Here is a 17,392-nt window from a genome sequence, read left to right as displayed (position 1 = left end):
GGGGTGCCCGGGCGGCGGTCGCGCCGCCACCCGGGCCGGTCGCCGGTTCGCTCCGGCAACCCGTGATCAGTACTTGCGGTCCGCCAGAACGGCCTTGGCGGCCTCGGCGGAGTCGAACTCCTCGCTCGGGACGACGATGTAGGACTCGACCTTGTCACCGGCAAGCGCCTTCTCGACGACCTCGAGTGCGGTCTCGCCGAACAGCGGGTTGTACTCGTGCACGTAGCTGAGCTGACCGTCGGCGAGCGCCTGCATGGCGTTCTTGGTGCCGTCGATCGTGGCGATCCTGACGTCCTTGCCGACGACCAGGCCCGCCTCCTCGGCAGCCTGCGCCGCGCCCAGGCCCATCTCGTCGTTCTGTGCGAACACGAGCTGGATGTTGTTGTTGTTGGCCTTGAGCATCGTCTCGAAGACGCTCTTGCCCTCTTCGGCCGACCAGTTCGCGGTCTGCGCGTCGAGCTTGGTCAGCTTCGCGTCGCCGAGGCCCTCATCGAAGCCCTCGTTGCGCTCGTTGACGACGCCGACGCCGGCCGGGCCCTCGAGGACGACGTAGTTGCCACCATCGGGGAACGCGGCCGCAGCCCATGCGCCGACCTCCTTGGCGACCTCGACGTTGTCCGGGGCGATCCGGGTGACGTAGAGGCTGTCGTCATCGGGCTCGATGCCGCGGTCGAGCAGGATGACCGGGATCTCCGCCTCCTGTGCGCGCTTGAGCGAATCCTCCCAGCCGGACGCCTCAGTGGCGGACAGCAGGATGACGTCGACGCCCTCGTCGACGAACGACGTGAACGCGTCGATCTGCGACTTCTGATCGAGGTTGGTGGCGGGCGCGTACTTGAGCTCGTATCCGGCGTCCTCCGTGAAGGTGTCCTGGATGTTCTGCTCGTTGGCCTCGCGCCAGGCACCCTCGGGGCCGACCGCCACGAAGCCGACGGTGGTCAGCTCGCCCGAGCCGCCTTCGCTGCCGGCGCCCTCTTCGGGGGCAGTGGTCGAGCAGGCGGTCAGACCGAGTGCGAGCGCGCCGACTGCGGCCAGCCCCAGTGCGGCGCGGATGCGCGTATTCACGGACATGTTCTCCTCCTTGAGACGCCGGGGTCCTCCCCCGGCAAGCGTGTGGACCGACGTGGTCCCCTGCGTGATTGCAGAACGCTTGGTGTAGCGCCCTGCCGCGATGTTACCGGGAACAATCTGTGGAACACAACAGTTCTCGCAAAGTTCGATGAAACCGGGTGGCGGCGTCGCGTTACCGGTCACAGTCCTGTCACGATTCTTCGGATGATCCCCTGTCCGCGGCAATCATCTCGACGACCGTGTCGACGGTCACGCCCGGGCCGTTGCTGAGCTCGCCGATCTTCTCGCGGTCCTTCAGCACGATGATGCGATCGCTCAGCCGCACGACCTCTTCGAGCTCCGAGGAGATGAACACCACGGCGGCGCCGTTCCCGGCGAGCTGGGTGATCCGGCGCTGGATGTCGAGCTTCACGGCGATGTCGATGCCGCGGGTCGGCTCATCGAGGATCAGCACATGCGGGCGCACCGCCAGGGCGCGGGCGAGCAGCACCTTCTGCTGCGTGCCGCCGGAGAGCAGCTTCACGGGGCGGTCGAGATCGGCCGGGTCCAGGTGCAGCGCCTCCACATAGGTGTCGATCAGCGCGGCGGACTCCGACGGCGACAACGGACGCGACCACCCGCGCAGCGCCTGCAGCGACAGCACGATGTTCTCGCGGGCCGTGAGCTCGCCGATGAGGCCGTTCGTCCGGCGGCTCTCGGTGGTCATCGCGATGCGGCGCCGCAGCGCCGCGGAGGGGCTGCGTAGATCGACCTTCTCGCCGTCGACCCGGATCTCGCCGCTGTCCGCATGCACGGATCCGCTCAGCAGCGACGCCAGCTCGGTGCGTCCGGAGCCGCGGAGCCCTGCGAGGCCCACGATCTCGCCACGCTGCACCTCGACATCCATCCGGTCCAGCTCGCCGCGGCGGCCCACATCCGTCGCCTGCAGCACCGGAGTGCCGTCCGAGGCGTAGTGATGCGCCTTCCGCTCCGACTTCAGCGCGCGAAGGCTCTCGATGTCCTTGCCGAGCATCTGCGAGATCAGGTCGGCGCGCTCAAGGTCGCGGGTCGCGTGCTCGCCGATCCAGCGTCCGCCGCGCAGCACCGTCATCCGGTCGCTGATCGCGAAGGCCTGCTCGAGGAAATGCGAGACGAACAGGATCGCGACACCGCGTTCGCGAAGGCCCCTGATCACCCTCATCAGGATGGCGACCTCGGCCTGATCGAGGCTCGAGGTGGGCTCGTCGAGCACGAGCACCGTGGGGTCGTCGACGACTGCCCGAGCGAGGGCGACGAGCTGCTTCTGCGCCGGCGAGAGCAACGACAGCGGGGTCTTCGGGTCGAGGTCGTCGAGGCCGAGCCGGGCGAGGGCTGCCGCAGCTTCCGCTCTCGTCCGGCGCCAGTCGATGCCGAACAGGCCGCGGCGCTCGCGCCCCAGCATCACGTTCTCCCCCACGCTGAGATTCGGGCTCAGCTGCGTCTCCTGGAAGACGGTGGCGATCCCGGCGGCACGGGCATCAGCCACACCGGAGAACCGGCGCTGCTCGCCCGCCACGGTGACAGTTCCGGCCATCGGCGTGCAGGTGCCGGTGAGCACGGCGATCAGAGTCGACTTGCCCGCACCGTTCTCGCCCATCAGCGCGTGCACCTCGCCGGGGAACAGGCGGAAGTCGACGTCGTCGAGAGCGCGCACCCCCGGGAACTCCACCGTGATCCCTTCGAGCTCGACCAGCGGCTGCGGATCGGGGAGCGCCATCAGCGCACCTCCCGCGGCGCCGCGCTCGATGCCCGCGGCACGAGTTCGGTCGGGATGCGGGTCAGCGGCGGAATCTCGCGCTCTTCCATCGCCGCGCGGAGCATCTCGACCACGGCGCCGCCCAGCGCGTCGAAGTCCTGGCGCACCGTCGTCAGCGGCGGCAGGAAGTGGCGCGCCAGCGGCACATCGTCGAAGCCGACGATGCTGAGGTCCTTCGGCACCTCGAAGCCCTTGTCGTGCAGACCGTGGATCAGCCCGATGGCCATGTCGTCGTTGGCCACGAAGATCGCGGTGTAGTCGGGCAGGCGGTTGAGCCCCATCGCGAAGTCGTAGGCGAAGTCCGCGGTCCAGTCGCCGACGACGATGGGTCGTTCGCGGATGCCCCAGGACTTCGCCCTGGTGTGGAAGGCGCGTTCTCTTGCGCGGGCGTCAAGCCAGTCCAGAGGTCCTGCGATGTGCAGGATGTCGCGGTGGCCGAGCGAGACCAGGTGGTCGACGACGAGGCCGGTGCCCGCCTGCTGGTCGATCGCGACCGTGAGGAAGGTGGGGTCGGCGTCGGCCTTGACGACGAGCATCGGCACGCTGAGCGAGATCCGGCGGAGAGCGGCGATTGACGACGATCGCGGTGCGATGACGCACAGCGCGTCGACGCCCTGCGTGACGAGATTGTCCACGGCGTCCTGCGGGGTGAGCGCATCGCCCTCGTGCAGCGCGACGGCCGTGACCGAGTAGCCGGCGGCGCGGGCGGCGAGTTCGACGGCGCGCAGGATGCTCGTCGGACCGAACGCCACCGGGCTCTCGATGATGACGCCGATGCGGCGGGTGCGCTGGGTCGCGAGCGCACGGGCCACGAGGTTCGGCCGGTAGTCGAGTTCCTCGATGGCCTCGAGCACGCGGCGCCTGGTGTCCGGCTTGATGTTCGGATGATCGTTCAGCACCCGCGAGACGGTCATGTGCGAGACGCCGGCGATCACCGCCACCTGACGGATATTGGGCTTGTCCGAGCCGACGTTCACCATGCGCACCTCCGTCGGCCCCGCCTCCGATGATGTTACCGAGAACACCTCTGGAGGCGCAATCGTCGGCGGGCGCAACACTGTGCAGACGGCGGCAAACTCGTGTTTGGGTATCGTGAACCTTGGTAAGAGCCCCACGCCGGGCACGGACCCCACCGGGCATCGCTGGCGGCCCGCTCGCGGTGGATCACCTCATCGAAACGGGGCGACGATTACGGTCGAGGAGGGTGCGGCCGCCGGAGCGCGGCTGCTCACCCGGCCGCGGCGTGAATGGCCAGACGCCCTGTTCGCGGCGAACGACCTTGTGGCACTGGGTCTGCTGCAGTCGCTCGTGTCCGACGGGCGGGTGCTGGTCCCCGACGAGATCGCCCTGATCGGCTTCGATGACATCTCGTTCGCCGCCGCGGCCGCGGTGCCTCTCTCGTCGATCTGCCAGCTCAGCCGCGCGATCAGGCGCACCGCGTTGCGGATCGTCCTCGAGGAAGCTGCGGATCCCGACAGCACACCCCGCCAGACCGTGTTCCCGCCCGAGCCCGTCGTGCGGAGGTCGACAGCCGGCTGAGCGCGCTGCCGAGACAAACGGAAGGACCCGGGCGTCGCCCGGGCCCTTCCGCGTGTCAGAGCGTCAGCCGCAGGCCGCCGCCTCGGTGGCGACCAATCGCTGCACCTGCACCTGCTCACCGTCGACCGTGGCCGTCGCGGTCACCGTCACCTCGCCGGCCGGGACCTCCGCCGAACGCGTGTTGATCGCCGCCGTCTTCCCGGCACCCGGCAGCACGACACCGAGATCACGCCGCCCGAACGCCGACTCCGCAATGAACGCGACCTCCACCGCATCCTCGTTCACCACCCGCACCGTCTGCGTCAGATGCTTCCCCGCGACGCACCGCGTGGTCACCTCGACCGAGAACGCCAGCGACTCCTCCTCCACGAGCACACCGAGCCGCGCCAGTTGATAGCTGAGCGCGCGCTCCGGTGCGTCGATCTGGTTCTGCGTTCCGAGCGTCGATGCCTTCGCGGCATCCGCCTGTGTCAGAGCATCCTGCATGTCGGCCCACGCCTCGGCCGGATAGTCGCTCTCGTCCAGCGAGCGGGCGTGCGCGATCGCCGCGTCGAGCGCGCTCACGTCCAACGGCCGGTTCTGCGACGTCAGCGTGTCGCTCAGCAGGAAGCCGTCGAAGTCGACATGCCCGCCCGCCTGCTGCGTCGCGTAGTCGAACAGGCCGACCCGGTGCCCCATGAAGTGCGTAAGACTCCCGTCCAGGCTGAGTGGCCCGACCGGATCTCCCAACGCCGTCCATGCGACACCGTCGAGGCTGTAGAAGAACGTCGTGAACAGCTGACCGGGAGCACTCGCGAAGTCGAGGTCGGCCTTCAGATGCACCTCCGTGGCGCCCCCGAGGCCGGCGGAGCGACCGGGGAGGAAGCTCTCGACGGCCGCCTGGTCGATCGACGCCGCGAACGGCTGTCCGCGGTGCACGACGCCGACGGTGTTCACGCCGTCGACGCGCTGAACCGCGACATACGAGAAGTCGCGGTTGTACGCCGCCAGCCCGGCGACGTCTCCGTCCTTCATCGCGGAGATGTCGAGCGTCGTCTCAACCGACTGCCGCGGGCCGAAGGTGCGCTGCGAGAGCGTGTTGCGCGCCTCCTCGAACCAGGTCAGCTCTCCTCCCGAACGGTGCGTGTAGGCACCAGTCACGACCTTGCCCGTCGTCAGGCGGAGCCAGCCTTCGCGATCGGTCAGCGACCAGTACCGGTTGTCCGGCGCGTGATTCCACTCCCACGCCAGGTCGAGATTCGAGCCGTTCGGAGCGATCTCATCGGGATGCGGCGCCTCGATCGTCACCGGACGCCCGATCAGCGATGCGTCGTCGACGGTGAAGTCCATGAGATGCTCCTCCGGCGACGCGCCAGGATCGGCCGTCCACGGCGTCTCGATGAAGAGACGCACGTCCGACAGAGCCTGAGCGGCGGGGACGGTGAACGAGCCGGAGACCTTGCCCCATTCGCCGCGGTCGAGCGTCGTCGCGGGTGTCAGGTTGACGTAGCTCGCGCTGCTGCCGCCATAGCGCGCCGTGATGAGGAACTGCTTGGTGGCCGGGCTCGCTGGATCGTCGTACTTCACCCATGCCGCGACGTCGTAGGTGACACCGTGCTGCAGCTTCCCGGTCACGCTCTGCGCCGGGCCGGAGCCGGTCGTCGTCCGGGCGGTGACCGCCAGCGCCGATGTGCCGCTGTGCGCATCCGCGGTGGTGGCGAGCACCGCCGTGTCGTTCGCGACCCAGCCCTCCGTGCTCCCGGACTCGAGGCCGGGGTTGCCCAGGAGTTCGACGCCGATCAGCGACTCGTCGAACTCCGGCGGAGCCGGGATGGTCCACTGGTCGTCCTGGTAGGCGCGATGCGGTGCGTCGTTTCGGAAGTCATCCGACGCGACGATGCTCTTCTGACGTTCGAACCGCTCCTGAGCCGGGCTCAGCGTGATCGGCTTGTCGAAGACGCCGTTCACCGGAACCGCGCCGTTGTCGCCGAACATCGGCCAGCCGTCGCTCCAGGTCGCCGGGATGAGAGCCGGGATGCGGCCGACAGGGAAGGAATCTCGGAAGAAGAATCCGTGCCAGTCGTCTCCGCCTTCGCCGTCCGCCACGGGCACGAGGCTGCCCTGCGCGAATCCGTTGGAGTTGAGGACGCCGCGGGATTCGTACGGCGCAAGGCGACCGAGGAGATCCGTGGAGCGGAACATCGCCACCTGCCGGCCCGTGCTCGGCCAGGTGATCATCACCACGTAGTAATAGCCGTCGATGTAGAAGGCCTGCGCGCCCTCGAACAGCCCGCTGCTGCCGACATAGGACTCGTCGGCGTACTCGCTGCGCGGGATGATGTTCTCGAAGTCCTGCTCGATGGCGGTCAGCGTCGGGTTCAGGCGCGCCGCGTTCACTCCTCCGTAGATGACGTAGGGCGTTCCGCCGTTCGCGTCATCGAAGAACAGCGACGGGTCGTGGAGACTGCGCCCGAGGGCGGTACGCTCCCACGATCCGTTCTCGATGTCATCGGTGCGATAGATGTACGCGCCGCCCAGATTGAGCGAGTTGACCAGCACGTAGAACGTGCCGTCGTGGTAGCGGAGGGAGGATGCCCACTGGCCCTGCCCATAGGAGTTCGAGCCGTTGCGCAGCGAGTACGCATCGCCGATGTCGAGTCGGTCGAAGACGTAGTTCACGATCTCCCAGTTGACGAGGTCGTACGACTTCATGATCGGAGCGCCGGGGCTGAGCTGCATCGTGGTGCTGATCATGTAATAGACGTCGCGGCCCTCGGGATTCTGCGAGGCGGGGATGCGCTCGACGCTGACGTCGGGGACGTCGGAGTTGAGCCCGGGCACCGAGTAGGTGCCGTCGCCCAGGTCTGTCGAGGTGTACGAGGGATCAGGGTTCCACTCGCCCTCGGCCTGCGCGGCGTTCGCGGGGACGAGGAGGCCGACGCCGGCCACGACGCCAGCGATGGCGATGGAGGCGAGCTTCAGCCCGCGTTTCGGAAAAGACACGTGTACTCCTTGAGAGATGTCGAGCCTGCCGCCGATGCGGCATCGGGGTTGGTCGCGGAAGGACCCGGGCGTCGCCCGGGCCCTTCCGCGTGTCAGAGCGTCAGCCGCAGGCCGCCGCCTCGGTGGCGACCAATCGCTGCACCTGCACCTGCTCACCGTCGACCGTGGCCGTCGCGGTCACCGTCACCTCGCCGGCCGGGACCTCCGCCGAACGCGTGTTGATCGCCGCCGTCTTCCCGGCACCCGGCAGCACGACACCGAGATCACGCCGCCCGAACGCCGACTCCGCAATGAACGCGACCTCCACCGCATCCTCGTTCACCACCCGCACCGTCTGCGTCAGATGCTTCCCCGCGACGCACCGCGTGGTCACCTCGACCGAGAACGCCAGCGACTCGGCAGCCGTGAACGACCAGTTGTCGACCTCGACGAGGTCGGCATCGGGCTCAGCGCCCTCGGGGCCGGCGAACACGAAGAACACGTCGTGCTCTCCGGTGGCGCCGATGACCGCCGCCTGCACGGTCGCCCATTCGCCGACCGCGCCGTCCACGGGGATCTCCGCGACGACCGGGCCGTCGACGTCGTCCAGGCGCACCTGGATGCTCGCGCCGGCGACCAGCGGCTTCACCGTGGCCGACACCGTCGCGGCGCCGGCTCCGAAGTCGACACCCGAGATGCCGGCGAAGTCGCCGTCATCGACGGCGGAGAGCATCATGTTGCCGCTGCCGTTGTGCTCGGGGAACTCGACCGATGCGGCATCCGTCTGCGTCGTACTGATCCCGAGCTGCCATGCCAGCGTCTCGGCCTCGAAGGTGCGATACGGATCGAAGTTCTCGACCTGCTCGACCCCGGCGCGTGTTCCGGTGATGGGCTTGATGGTGCCGTCCGCGTTGAACTCGAGCTCATCGATGTGCACGGAGCGGTACCCCTGCGTCGCGCCGGGGGTCCCCAGCGCCGCCGCCCACGCCGCACCCCTGGTCTGCGCGTGGTAGGTGAAGTACGTGCCGCCCTTGTACTCGAACATGTCCGAGTGGTTGTTGCCGCCGTTGCCCGCTCCGAAGAACGTCGCCGGGTTCTGGAACGCCACGCCCGCGTACTGCGACGCGGTGAGATCCATCGGGTCGTCAGTCATCATGTATGCGATCGCGCCGCGCTCGGGGTACTTCCCGGGCTCCGGAGTGACCTGGAAGTTCGACGAGTACGAGTAGTAGTACTTGTCTCCGTGTTTGAACATGCTCGACGCCTCGAACATGCCTGGGCCGTCGATCTCGACCGGGTCGCCGTCGAGGGTGACCATGTCGTCCTTCAGTTTGACGACGCGGGTCGACTTCGGGTTCTGCGGTCCCTGCACGTTCGGCGCGGTGCCGATCTGCGAGTTGCCGCCGAAGTACAGGTAGCCCTGACCGTCGTCGTCGATGAACACCTCGGGGTCGAACAGCCACATTCCGGCCGGGAATCCGCCGCCGGCGATGTACTCGGGCGACACGGTGTCCGGGATGATCTTCTTGCCAAGCGGATCGGTCCACGGCCCGAGCGGGGAGCCGCCCACGACGACAGCCGTTCCGGTTCCGCTGTCGCAGAAGTACAGATAGACCTTGCCGTCCTTCTCGATCGCGGCCGGGGCCCACGAGTTCCGGCTCCACGGTGCCGCGCCGCCTTCACGAGCGATGGGAACCGTGCCGTGATCGACCCAATTGACCATGTCGCTGGTCGACATCACGTTCAGCCGGGTGATCGCACCGTAGCCGTTGGACTGCGTCGGCAGGCCGTTCGCATCCTTGGCGGCCACCTCGTACTGCTGGGTGTCGTCGGTGGAGTAGATGTAGAGCCGGCCGTTGTAGACGAGGTGATGCGGGTCGGCACCGAACTTGTGGCCGACGAGCGGGTTGTGGTCGCCGACGGACTTCGTCTGCACCTTCTCCAAGCTCGTGAACGCCGGCTGCTCGGGAGCATCCGCGATCTTAATGAGCGAGACCTCGTCGACGCTGAAGGCCTGGAGCGCGTTCGAGCCCCACGGCGTCTCGACGAAGAGCCAGTCCGCGCCGACGTGCTTCGCCTCAGCGGTGAACTCCTGCGAGAACGTGCCCCATTCGCCCTTCGTGAAGGTGTGGCCGTAGTCGGCGCAGCCGTTGAAGTTCGCCGGGCAGAACGTGAAGTTGAACTGCTGCGTGGCGTTGCCCTCGTCGTACTTGAGCTTTCCGGTCATCCGGTACACGGCACCCAGTTCGAGCTTGCCGGTGACGCTCGCGAACGGGCCGGACTGGGTGTTCTCACGGGCGGTCACCTGCAGCGAGTAAGCGCCGCTCGCGGCATCCGCGTTCAATGCCAGCGTGCCACCGCGCGTGGCGCTCCAGCCAGAGAAGTCGCTGACGAAGCGGCCGTCCGGCAGCAGGTTCCCCGGCACGGCCGGCGGGTCGGCCACGACCGCGCCGACCGCCGCATCGATGACGGCGGCGGGCGTCGCGTACCCTGCGCTGCTGCCGAATGCAGCCAGCGGGGATGCGACGAGCGCGGCGGCGCCGACCAGCGCCGTGGCGAGTCGCATCGACCTGCCTCGCGATCGCCTCAGATGCGGCGCCGACGCGGCGCCGTCGATGATTCTCTTCATGCGGTCTCCTCCTCGAGATGCGGCGCGAGACGCCGACAGCTCGGATGTTACCGGTATCAAAAAGTACGAGGCAATCGTTTCGAAAAGCCTTGACCGCGGTCGCGAGAAGTGCTCAGCCCCGCAGTGCGGCGGTCGAGGAGCACACCACGAACTCGGGCTGGATGAGCTCCCGCTGATCCGATTCGCCGTCGTCGTTGGCGATCAGCAGTTCGCGCATCACGAGGCGTCCGAGGGCGGCGAAGTCCTGCCGCACGGTGGTCAGCGGCGGAAAGCAGTGCCGGGCGTCGGGAAGATCGTCGAAGCCGATGACGCTGAGGCCCTCGGGCTCACCGTGACCTGCGCGGTCACGGTGAGCGCGGTGCTGCGGGAGAGCACCCGGTCGGGAGCGTTCCAGGCGGTGGATCCGCCGGCGCCGGTCCAGGAGTTCAGGTTCGCGCCGAGCGTCTGCACGGTGCCGGTGACCGGATAGGTTCCGGGCATCGGCAGGTCCGCGGATGCCGTGTCCCACGTCACCGGCAGCGACGCCGTGCCGCGACCGTAGGCGAGCGAGACCTCGGCCTGCTGCGGAAGCGCGGCCGCGAGATCGCCGGCGCTGCTGCCGGCCTCGATCTCGACGGCGCCGAGGTCCGCGGTGACGAGGGAGACGGCATCCGCCGCCCGCACCCGGTCGTACTCGGCCCTGGTCAGCGACACGATGCCGCCGTGCTTGGTGTGCGGAGCCATAGAGAACGACGGGTCGGTGAGCGGCGACCATCCGGAGTCGAGGTCCGTCGTGACCATCGGCCGGTATCCGATCGACGGGATGACGTCGACATACAGATACCACCTGTCCTCGCTGTGGCTGCGGAACACCGCGGGCCCCTCTACGCCGCCCGGGTCGCCGCCGGACCATTCCGCGCCGATCCTCGTCTGCAGCGTCGTCCAGACCGTGCCCGGTTCCCACCAGCGCGCGGCATCCGTGGACTCCATGTAGATGCCCTTGCCGAGGCCGTTGTCCTTCGTGACGCGGTAGGTGGTGCCTTCGTGCCGGATCATCGTCGTGTCGATGGCGTCGGCGCCGGTGTCCACGAATTCGCCGCCGTAGGAGTAGGTCGCCTGGCTGAAGTCGGTCGTCGCGCCCCACAGCACGCGGCTGTAGCACTCACCTGTGTGCTCGGCATCCCGATACACGTTCGACGACCAGTACATGACGAGCGCGCCGCGCCCGTCCGGGTAGTAGTCGTCGACCCAGAGCGCCTCCGGCGCCCAGGCCATGCCGAGGTCGGCGACCTTGACACCGTCGCCGTTCAGCGCGGTGTCGAACGTGCGCGGCTCACCCCAGTTCACGAGGTCGTCGGATTCCCAGACGACCAGGTCCGTGCTGCCGTTGCGCGTCCAGTGGCACCATTCCGTGCAATCGCCCGAGCCGCCGTCGCCGCCGAAGACGCGCAGGTCCGTCGCGACGATGTAGTACCTGCCGGTCTCCGGGTTGCGGGTCAGGAACGGATCGCGCACGCCGGTCGTCCCCCGCTGCGACGCGAGGATGGGCATGCCTCCGTTCAGCGGGTCCCACTTCTCCGGGTCGTCGCCGCGGGAGATGTCGAGGAAGATCTTCTCGGCGTACCCGGTCGCGTCCTCGATGAAGTGCACCATCAGGTAGCCGTAGGGGTCGCGCGGGTCTGCGGGCGCTTCGAACGTCGTCATCGCTGTCTGACTTCCCCGGCTCAGAGCCCGAGCCGCTCCAGGTAGGCGTTCACGAAACGCCGTTCCGGGTCGAAAGACGCGGCGAGCGCGGCGAAGTCGTCCCAGCGCGGATAGCGGGCGCGCGTCTCGGCGCCGTCGAGGGTGAACACCTTGCCCCAGTGCGGACGGGCGGATGCCGGCAGCGCGGCCTCGAGCGCCGGCAGGAACTCCCTGACGGCCGCCTCGTCGGGCTTCCACGTGAAGTGCAGGCCGACGGCATCCGTCCCGTACGAGGAGCTCAGCCACAGACCATCGGCCCGCACTGTGCGGATCTCGTTGACGAGCAGCAGCGGCGCGATCCGGTCGGCGAGCGCGCGCACGGCTTCGATCGCGGAAACGGCATCCGCGCGCGGCACCAGGTACTCGCTCTGGATCTCCTCCCCCGCCGACGGCGTGAACTCGAGCTTGAAGTGCGGCAGCCGCTGGAACCAGGGCCCCGCGACCCCGCCCTGCTCGGTGCAGGCCTCGGGGTCGACCCCGAGGATCGGATGCCGCTTGCCGTCGGCGGCCGTGGCTCCGAGTCGCGCGGCGAGCGCGTCCCGCTGGGCCTGCAGCTCGCGAGCATCCGCCCGCGTCGCCGGCACCCGCTGCTTGAGCCAGATCTGATCCGCCGCGCCGGTGTTCTGCCAGGTCGAGAAGATGCTGACGCTGGTGCCCGCCCCCGTGACGGCGCTGAGGTCCGCGAGGATCGCATCCCAGGACGGATGCTCGAAGACGTGCTGCGCGACCTGGTAGCTCGGCTCGACGTCGAGTGTGACGTCGAGCACGACGCCGAGCGCGCCGAGGCTGACGACCGCTCCGTCGAAACCCTCCTCGCCGCGCGCGAGCCCGCGTATCTCGCCGGCGGCGGTCATGATCGTGAGCGCCCGCACCGGCTGCGCCAGCGAGCCGGTGGCGTCGCCGGAGCCGTGCGTGCCGGTGGCGACGGCCCCCGCGATCGAGATGTGCGGCAACGAGGCGAGATTCGACAGCGCGAGCCCCTGCTCCTCGAGCGCTGGCGCGACGTCTCCGTAGCGGAGGCCGCCGGACACCCTGACGGCGTCGCGCTCCGGCGAGACCTCGATCGTCGCCGGCAGGCGGTCGAGCGCGACCAGCAGCCCTGCACTGTCGGCGATGTCGTTGAAGCAGTGACGGGAGCCGAGCACGCGCACCGGCCCGCCGGTCGCCAGCAGCGCGCGGAGCTCGTCGACGGACTCCGGATGCTCGACGGACGCGGCCAGGTATGTGACGTTGCCCGCCCAGTTTCGCTCGATGCTCATGGCGCCATGCTAGTCATCTTCTACATCGATGCATTCCAGAAGGCGACCGGCCCGCGGCTAGGCTGACCGGATGACACCGATGCCGCCGCCTGGGGCGAATGGCGCGACGAGGCGGGCCACCATGAAGGACGTCGCGGCTCTCGCCGGTGTCTCACCGAAGACCGTCTCGAACGTGGTCACCGGCACCGTCGCAGTGCGCGACGAGACCAGGGTCAGGGTCGAAACCGCCATGGCCGAGCTCGACTTCGTTCCGAACCTGAGCGCCCGGGGCCTTCGCAGCGGGCGCTCGGGGATCATCGCCGTCGCCCTCCCCGATCTCGCCACGGCCTACTCGGCGGAGCTCGTGCACCGCATCGTCCAGGCCGCTCACGAACGCGGCCTGGCGGTGCAGATCGAGGAGACCGCCACCGAGCCGGAGCGCGAGAAGGAGCTGCTCTCCCGCGCCCGCGCGCAGCTGGTGGACGGCCTGATCCTGAACCCGATCCGGCTCGAGGACAGCGTGATCAGGTACGCCGACCGCCTGCCGCCGATCGTCGTGATCGGCGAGGTCGAGCAGACCAGGACAGACCACGTCCGCATCGACAGTCGCGTGGCCGCGGCCGACGCCGCCCGGCACGTGATCGCGCGCGGGGCGAGGCGGATCGCCGTGATCGGCGCCGACGACGACCAGGAGATCGAGACGGCGACCAGCCGCCTGCGCCTCGAAGGAGTGCACGACGCGCTCAGGGAGGCCGGCATCCCGCGGGATCCCCGCCTCGAGGTCAACACCCTGCCGTGGTCGATGGCGGCCGGGGCGGATGCCGCACGCGCGCTGCTCGCGCGCGAGGTCGGCTTCGACGCGGTGATCGCGCTCACGGACTCGCTCGCCCTCGGCGTGCTGCATGCGCTGCACGCCCACGGCATCCGCGTGCCCGAGGACGTGATCGTGACGGGCTTCGACGATGTCGAGTTCTCCGACTTCACCTCGCCGTCGCTCACCACGATCGCCTTCGACCGCCGCGCCTTCGCCGAGGCCGCGCTGGGCCTGCTCGAATCCCGGATGGACGATCGCACCGCTCCCCCTCGAGGGCTGACGCTGTCGCACCGGCTGATCGAGCGTGCGAGCACCTCCGGCTCCCCCGCCGGATACCGCCCCTGACGCCTCGATCCTGTCGCGGCACTTCAGATCGCTCTTGCGGCAACGATTACCACGATGTAATGATATACCCGCCCCCGTAACCCAGTCACGAAGGAGTGACGGATGACGCCCCCGATTCAACCTGCAGGATTCTCCCGCCGGCAGTTCCTGACCGTCGCCTCGCTGACCGCGGGCTCGGCCCTCCTCGCCGGCTGCGCGCCCGGCGCCGCCACCGGCTCCGGCCCGCAGACGCTGCAGTTCTGGCACCTGCTCTCCGGCGGTGACGGCGTCACGATGTCGCAGCTGCTGGATCAGGCGAACGGCGCACAGGGCGACTACCGCATCCGCCCGACCGTCCTCGCCTGGGGCACTCCGTACTACACCAAGCTCGCGATGGCGGGCGCCGGCGGACGCGCGCCCGACGTCGCCGTGATGCACGCGACCCGCACCGTCGGCTGGGCGCCCGGCGGCCTGCTCGACCCGTGGGACCTCGACCGCCTCGCCGAGCTCGGCATCGACGACTCGACCTTCCCGAAGCCGATCTGGGACAAGGGCTTCGTGGGCGAGAGCATGTACAGCATCGCGCTGGACGCGCACCCGTTCGTCGCGATGTTCAACACCGACATCTGCGACGCTGCAGGAGTCCTCGACTCCGACGGCTCGCTGCAGGAGACCTCCTCCCCGGAGGAGTTCCTCGACCAGCTGCGCACGATCGGCGGCAGCGCCGAAGGCCACGCCCTCTCGTACGGGTACCTCGGCGACGGCGCCCAGATGTGGCGACTGTTCTACACGTTCTACTCGCAGCACGGCTCGCCGATCGAGCTGCCCGCGGGCGGCAGGGCGGTGATCGACAAGGATGCGGCGGTCGAGTCGCTGTCGCTCATGCGCACCCTCCTCGACGGCGAGATCGCGGCCGCCCAGGCCGACTACGGCACCGCGGTCGCCGAGTTCTCCACCGGGAAGAGCGGGATGCTGTTCACCGGCGTCTGGGAGCTGCGCACCATGCAGAACGCGAAGCTGCCGTTCGACGCCACGATGATCCCGACGCTCTACGGCACCCCCGCGGTGTACGCCGACTCGCACTCGTTCGTGCTGCCGCACCAGACCAGGCCCGACCCGGTCAAGCGCGACCTCGCGTACCGGTTCGTCGCCGACATGCTGAAGGGCTCCTTCGGCTGGGCCGAGGCGGGGCACGTTCCGGCGTTCCTCCCCGTGACCGAGTCGTCGGAGTACGACGACCTGATCCCCCAGGCGCACTACGCGGAGGCCGCGAAGCACGTCGTCTACGACCCGACCGCCTGGTTCACCGGCTCCGGATCGAACTTCCAGGGCGAGTTCGGCGCCGCGGTGCAGAACGTGCTGCTCACGGGCGCCGACCCCGTCGCCGCGATCGACCGCTTCGAGTCGCGCGTGAACGCGCTGCTCAGCCGGCCCAACCCGGCCGACCCCGAAGGGACGTTCGCATCATGACGACCTCGGCAGCATCCACTCGCATGATCGTCACCGGCCGGCCGGCCGATACGCCCTCCCGCCGTGCCGGGTTCCAGCGCCGCGAGCAGCTGGTCAGCTGGGCGTTCCTCGCCCCGTTCCTGATCGCCTTCGCGCTGTTCCTGGTGTGGCCCATCATCCACGGCATCATCCTCAGCTTCACCGACCAGTCGCTCACCGGCGCCGGCGGCGCGTTCGTCGGGTTCGTCAACTACGCCGAGGCTCTCACCGACCCGGTGATGTGGCAGTCGCTGTGGAACACCGTCTGGTTCACGCTGCTCTCGACCGTGCCGCTCGTCGTGATCGCGCTGCTGATGGCAGCACTCGTCGACCGCGGCATCCCCGGCCAGTGGCTGTGGCGGCTGTCGTTCTTCATGCCGTTCCTGCTCGCCTCCACCGTGATCTCGCAGATCTGGGTGTGGATCTTCAACCCCCAGATCGGCGCCGCCAACAACATCCTGAAGGCCCTCGGACTGGAGCCGCTCGCCTGGCTGCAGAACCCCGAGACCAACATGATGTCCATCGTCATCGCGACGGTGTGGTGGACGGTCGGCTTCAACTTCCTGCTCTACCTCGCCGCGATGCAGAACATCCCGCCGCAGCAGTACGAGGCGGCATCCCTCGACGGCGCCGGCGCCTGGCGCCAGTTCTGGTCGATCACGCTCCCGCAGCTGGGGCCGGCGACCGTGCTGATCCTGCTGCTGCAGATCCTCGCCTCGCTGAAGCTGTTCGACCAGGCATACCAGATGCTCGGCGGGGTCGCGAGCGACACCACCCGCTCGATCGTCCAGTACATCTACGAGGCCGGCTTCACGAGCTACCGGTTCGGCTACTCGGCCGCCATCTCGTACGTGTTCTTCGCCCTCATCGTCATCGTGGGTGTCGCGCAGGCCCTGGTCACGCGCCGCCGGAAGGAGCAGTTGTGATGTCCACCGCGACCCTCACCCCGACCGAGGCGCTCGTCACCGCGACACCGCGCACCCGCCCGCGCCTCCCAGGCCAGAAGCCGTTCGCACCTCTGCGCATCGCCGCGTTCGCGGTCCTGCTGCTGCTCGCGATCAGCTGGCTGCTGCCGTTCCTGTGGGCGGTCGCGACCGCCTTCAAGACCGAATCGGATGCCGCATCGGGCGACCCGTCCTGGATCGGCGCCTCCGGCCCCACGGTCGAGGCGTTCACCGCGATCCTCTCGCAGGGCAACGTCTACATCTGGGCGTTCAACAGCCTGTGGACCGCCGCCGCCGTGACGCTGATCACCCTCGCGATCTCGGCCCTCGCCGCCTACGCGTTCTCGCGGCTCGACTTCACCGGCCGCAAGTGGCTGTTCGCGGCGATCATCGCCTCGATCGTGGTGCCGCCGCAGGTGCTGATCATCCCGCTCTTCTACCAGATGCTCGCCTTCAACATGGTCGACACCTACTGGGGGCTGATCCTCCCGCAGGTGGTGGCGCCGGCGATGGTGTTCATCCTGAAGCGCTTCTTCGACGCGATCCCGATCGAGCTGGAGGAGGCCGCGCGCGTGGACGGCGCCAGCCGGTTCCGAATCTTCTGGTCGATCGTTCTGCCGCTGTCGCGGCCGATCCTCGCATCCGTCGCGATCTTCGTGTTCATCGCCGCGTGGAACAACTTCCTGTGGCCGTTCCTGGTCATCAACGACACCACGCTGATGACCCTGCCGGTGGGGCTGCAGACCGTGATCAGCGCCTACGGCGTGCAGTACGCGCAGGTGATGGCCCAAGCGGTGCTCGCCGCACTCCCGCTCATCATCGTGTTCCTCATCTTCCAGAAGCAGATCGTCAAGGGAGTCGCGACCAGCGGCTTCGGCGGTCAGTAGA

Annotated in this window: 13 protein-coding genes; 5 read left to right on the top strand and 8 right to left on the bottom strand. The window is 68.7% G+C overall.

Translation table 11 applies throughout. From position 1 onward, the window contains the following. Window positions 1-66 precede the first annotated feature (66 nt). The 3 genes from IPV10_RS03635 to IPV10_RS03625 all read right to left on the bottom strand — a co-directional run bounded on the left by IPV10_RS03635 (window position 67) and on the right by IPV10_RS03625 (window position 3,825). Window positions 67-1,071 carry a substrate-binding domain-containing protein gene (locus tag IPV10_RS03635; protein ID WP_207480521.1) on the bottom strand — a complete coding sequence of 335 codons (1,005 nt, stop codon included), beginning with the start codon at window positions 1,069-1,071 and terminating at the stop codon, window positions 67-69. A 190-nt stretch (window positions 1,072-1,261) separates the two neighbouring features. Further along, a complete protein-coding gene (locus IPV10_RS03630; protein ID WP_207480520.1) occupies window positions 1,262-2,806 on the bottom strand; it encodes a sugar ABC transporter ATP-binding protein in 1,545 nt (514 codons plus the stop codon). Continuing rightward, window positions 2,806-3,825 (bottom strand): LacI family DNA-binding transcriptional regulator, encoded by a 1,020-nt coding sequence (locus IPV10_RS03625; protein ID WP_207480517.1) that lies wholly within the window; start codon window positions 3,823-3,825, stop codon window positions 2,806-2,808. The genes IPV10_RS03630 and IPV10_RS03625 overlap by 1 nt, the downstream gene beginning before the upstream one ends. Here IPV10_RS03625 and IPV10_RS16920 point away from each other — a divergent pair. Then, window positions 3,803-4,384: a substrate-binding domain-containing protein gene (locus tag IPV10_RS16920; RefSeq protein WP_242684614.1), complete on the top strand. Its 582-nt coding sequence runs from the start codon at window positions 3,803-3,805 to the stop codon at window positions 4,382-4,384. The two genes, IPV10_RS03625 and IPV10_RS16920, sit on opposite strands and share 23 nt — an antisense overlap. Window positions 4,385-4,447: 63 nt before the next feature. On the opposite strand, the gene IPV10_RS03615 is transcribed toward IPV10_RS16920, so the two are convergent. The 5 genes from IPV10_RS03615 to IPV10_RS03600 all read right to left on the bottom strand — a co-directional run bounded on the left by IPV10_RS03615 (window position 4,448) and on the right by IPV10_RS03600 (window position 12,955). Continuing rightward, window positions 4,448-7,366 (bottom strand): carbohydrate binding domain-containing protein, encoded by a 2,919-nt coding sequence (locus IPV10_RS03615; protein ID WP_207480515.1) that lies wholly within the window; start codon window positions 7,364-7,366, stop codon window positions 4,448-4,450. A 100-nt stretch (window positions 7,367-7,466) separates the two neighbouring features. Further along, window positions 7,467-9,974, bottom strand: a complete 2,508-nt coding sequence (locus IPV10_RS03610; RefSeq protein WP_242684613.1) for a family 43 glycosylhydrolase — start codon at window positions 9,972-9,974, stop codon at window positions 7,467-7,469. A 112-nt stretch (window positions 9,975-10,086) separates the two neighbouring features. Then, window positions 10,087-10,281, bottom strand: a complete 195-nt coding sequence (locus tag IPV10_RS03605) for a substrate-binding domain-containing protein (RefSeq protein WP_307861053.1) — start codon at window positions 10,279-10,281, stop codon at window positions 10,087-10,089. Then, window positions 10,233-11,657 carry a glycoside hydrolase family 43 protein gene (locus IPV10_RS17285; protein ID WP_307861044.1) on the bottom strand — a complete coding sequence of 475 codons (1,425 nt, stop codon included), beginning with the start codon at window positions 11,655-11,657 and terminating at the stop codon, window positions 10,233-10,235. The genes IPV10_RS03605 and IPV10_RS17285 overlap by 49 nt, the downstream gene beginning before the upstream one ends. Window positions 11,658-11,677: 20 nt before the next feature. Further along, on the bottom strand, window positions 11,678-12,955 hold the full coding sequence (locus IPV10_RS03600; protein ID WP_207480511.1) for a D-arabinono-1,4-lactone oxidase: 1,278 nt from the start codon (window positions 12,953-12,955) through the stop codon (window positions 11,678-11,680). Between the two features lie 121 nt (window positions 12,956-13,076). Here IPV10_RS03600 and IPV10_RS03595 point away from each other — a divergent pair, with 121 nt between their 5' ends. The 4 genes from IPV10_RS03595 (at window position 13,077) to IPV10_RS03580 (ending at window position 17,391) form a co-directional block, all read left to right on the top strand. Continuing rightward, on the top strand, window positions 13,077-14,093 hold the full coding sequence (locus tag IPV10_RS03595; protein ID WP_242684612.1) for a LacI family DNA-binding transcriptional regulator: 1,017 nt from the start codon (window positions 13,077-13,079) through the stop codon (window positions 14,091-14,093). 102 nt (window positions 14,094-14,195) lie between these two features. Further along, window positions 14,196-15,542: an extracellular solute-binding protein gene (locus IPV10_RS03590; protein ID WP_207480507.1), complete on the top strand. Its 1,347-nt coding sequence runs from the start codon at window positions 14,196-14,198 to the stop codon at window positions 15,540-15,542. After that, on the top strand, window positions 15,539-16,486 hold the full coding sequence (locus IPV10_RS03585) for a carbohydrate ABC transporter permease (protein ID WP_207480505.1): 948 nt from the start codon (window positions 15,539-15,541) through the stop codon (window positions 16,484-16,486). Before IPV10_RS03590 ends, IPV10_RS03585 begins: the two co-directional genes overlap by 4 nt. Beyond that, a complete protein-coding gene (locus IPV10_RS03580; RefSeq protein WP_207480504.1) occupies window positions 16,486-17,391 on the top strand; it encodes a carbohydrate ABC transporter permease in 906 nt (301 codons plus the stop codon). Before IPV10_RS03585 ends, IPV10_RS03580 begins: the two co-directional genes overlap by 1 nt. Window position 17,392: the final 1 nt, after the last annotated feature.

Source organism: Microbacterium sp. SD291 (assembly GCF_017355365.1).
In the GTDB taxonomy this organism is placed as follows: domain Bacteria; phylum Actinomycetota; class Actinomycetes; order Actinomycetales; family Microbacteriaceae; genus Microbacterium.
The sequence above is the reverse complement of the archived record's forward strand: the minus strand, read 5'-3'. Positions and strand labels throughout refer to the sequence as shown.

Bases quoted from the DNA above. Each gene is read 5' to 3' on its own strand.
- IPV10_RS03635 (WP_207480521.1), bottom strand. From the start codon at position 1,071: ATGTCCGTGAATACGCGCATCCGCGCCGCACTGGGGCTGGCCGCAGTC.
- IPV10_RS03610 (WP_242684613.1), bottom strand. From the start codon at position 9,974: ATGAAGAGAATCATCGACGGCGCCGCGTCGGCGCCGCATCTGAGGCGA.
- IPV10_RS03590 (WP_207480507.1), top strand. From the start codon at position 14,196: ATGACGCCCCCGATTCAACCTGCAGGATTCTCCCGCCGGCAGTTCCTG.
- IPV10_RS03580 (WP_207480504.1), top strand. From the start codon at position 16,486: ATGTCCACCGCGACCCTCACCCCGACCGAGGCGCTCGTCACCGCGACA.
- IPV10_RS03625 (WP_207480517.1), bottom strand. From the start codon at position 3,825: ATGGTGAACGTCGGCTCGGACAAGCCCAATATCCGTCAGGTGGCGGTG.
- IPV10_RS03585 (WP_207480505.1), top strand. From the start codon at position 15,539: ATGACGACCTCGGCAGCATCCACTCGCATGATCGTCACCGGCCGGCCG.
- IPV10_RS03630 (WP_207480520.1), bottom strand. From the start codon at position 2,806: ATGGCGCTCCCCGATCCGCAGCCGCTGGTCGAGCTCGAAGGGATCACG.
- IPV10_RS03600 (WP_207480511.1), bottom strand. From the start codon at position 12,955: ATGAGCATCGAGCGAAACTGGGCGGGCAACGTCACATACCTGGCCGCG.
- IPV10_RS17285 (WP_307861044.1), bottom strand. From the start codon at position 11,657: ATGACGACGTTCGAAGCGCCCGCAGACCCGCGCGACCCCTACGGCTAC.
- IPV10_RS03595 (WP_242684612.1), top strand. From the start codon at position 13,077: ATGAAGGACGTCGCGGCTCTCGCCGGTGTCTCACCGAAGACCGTCTCG.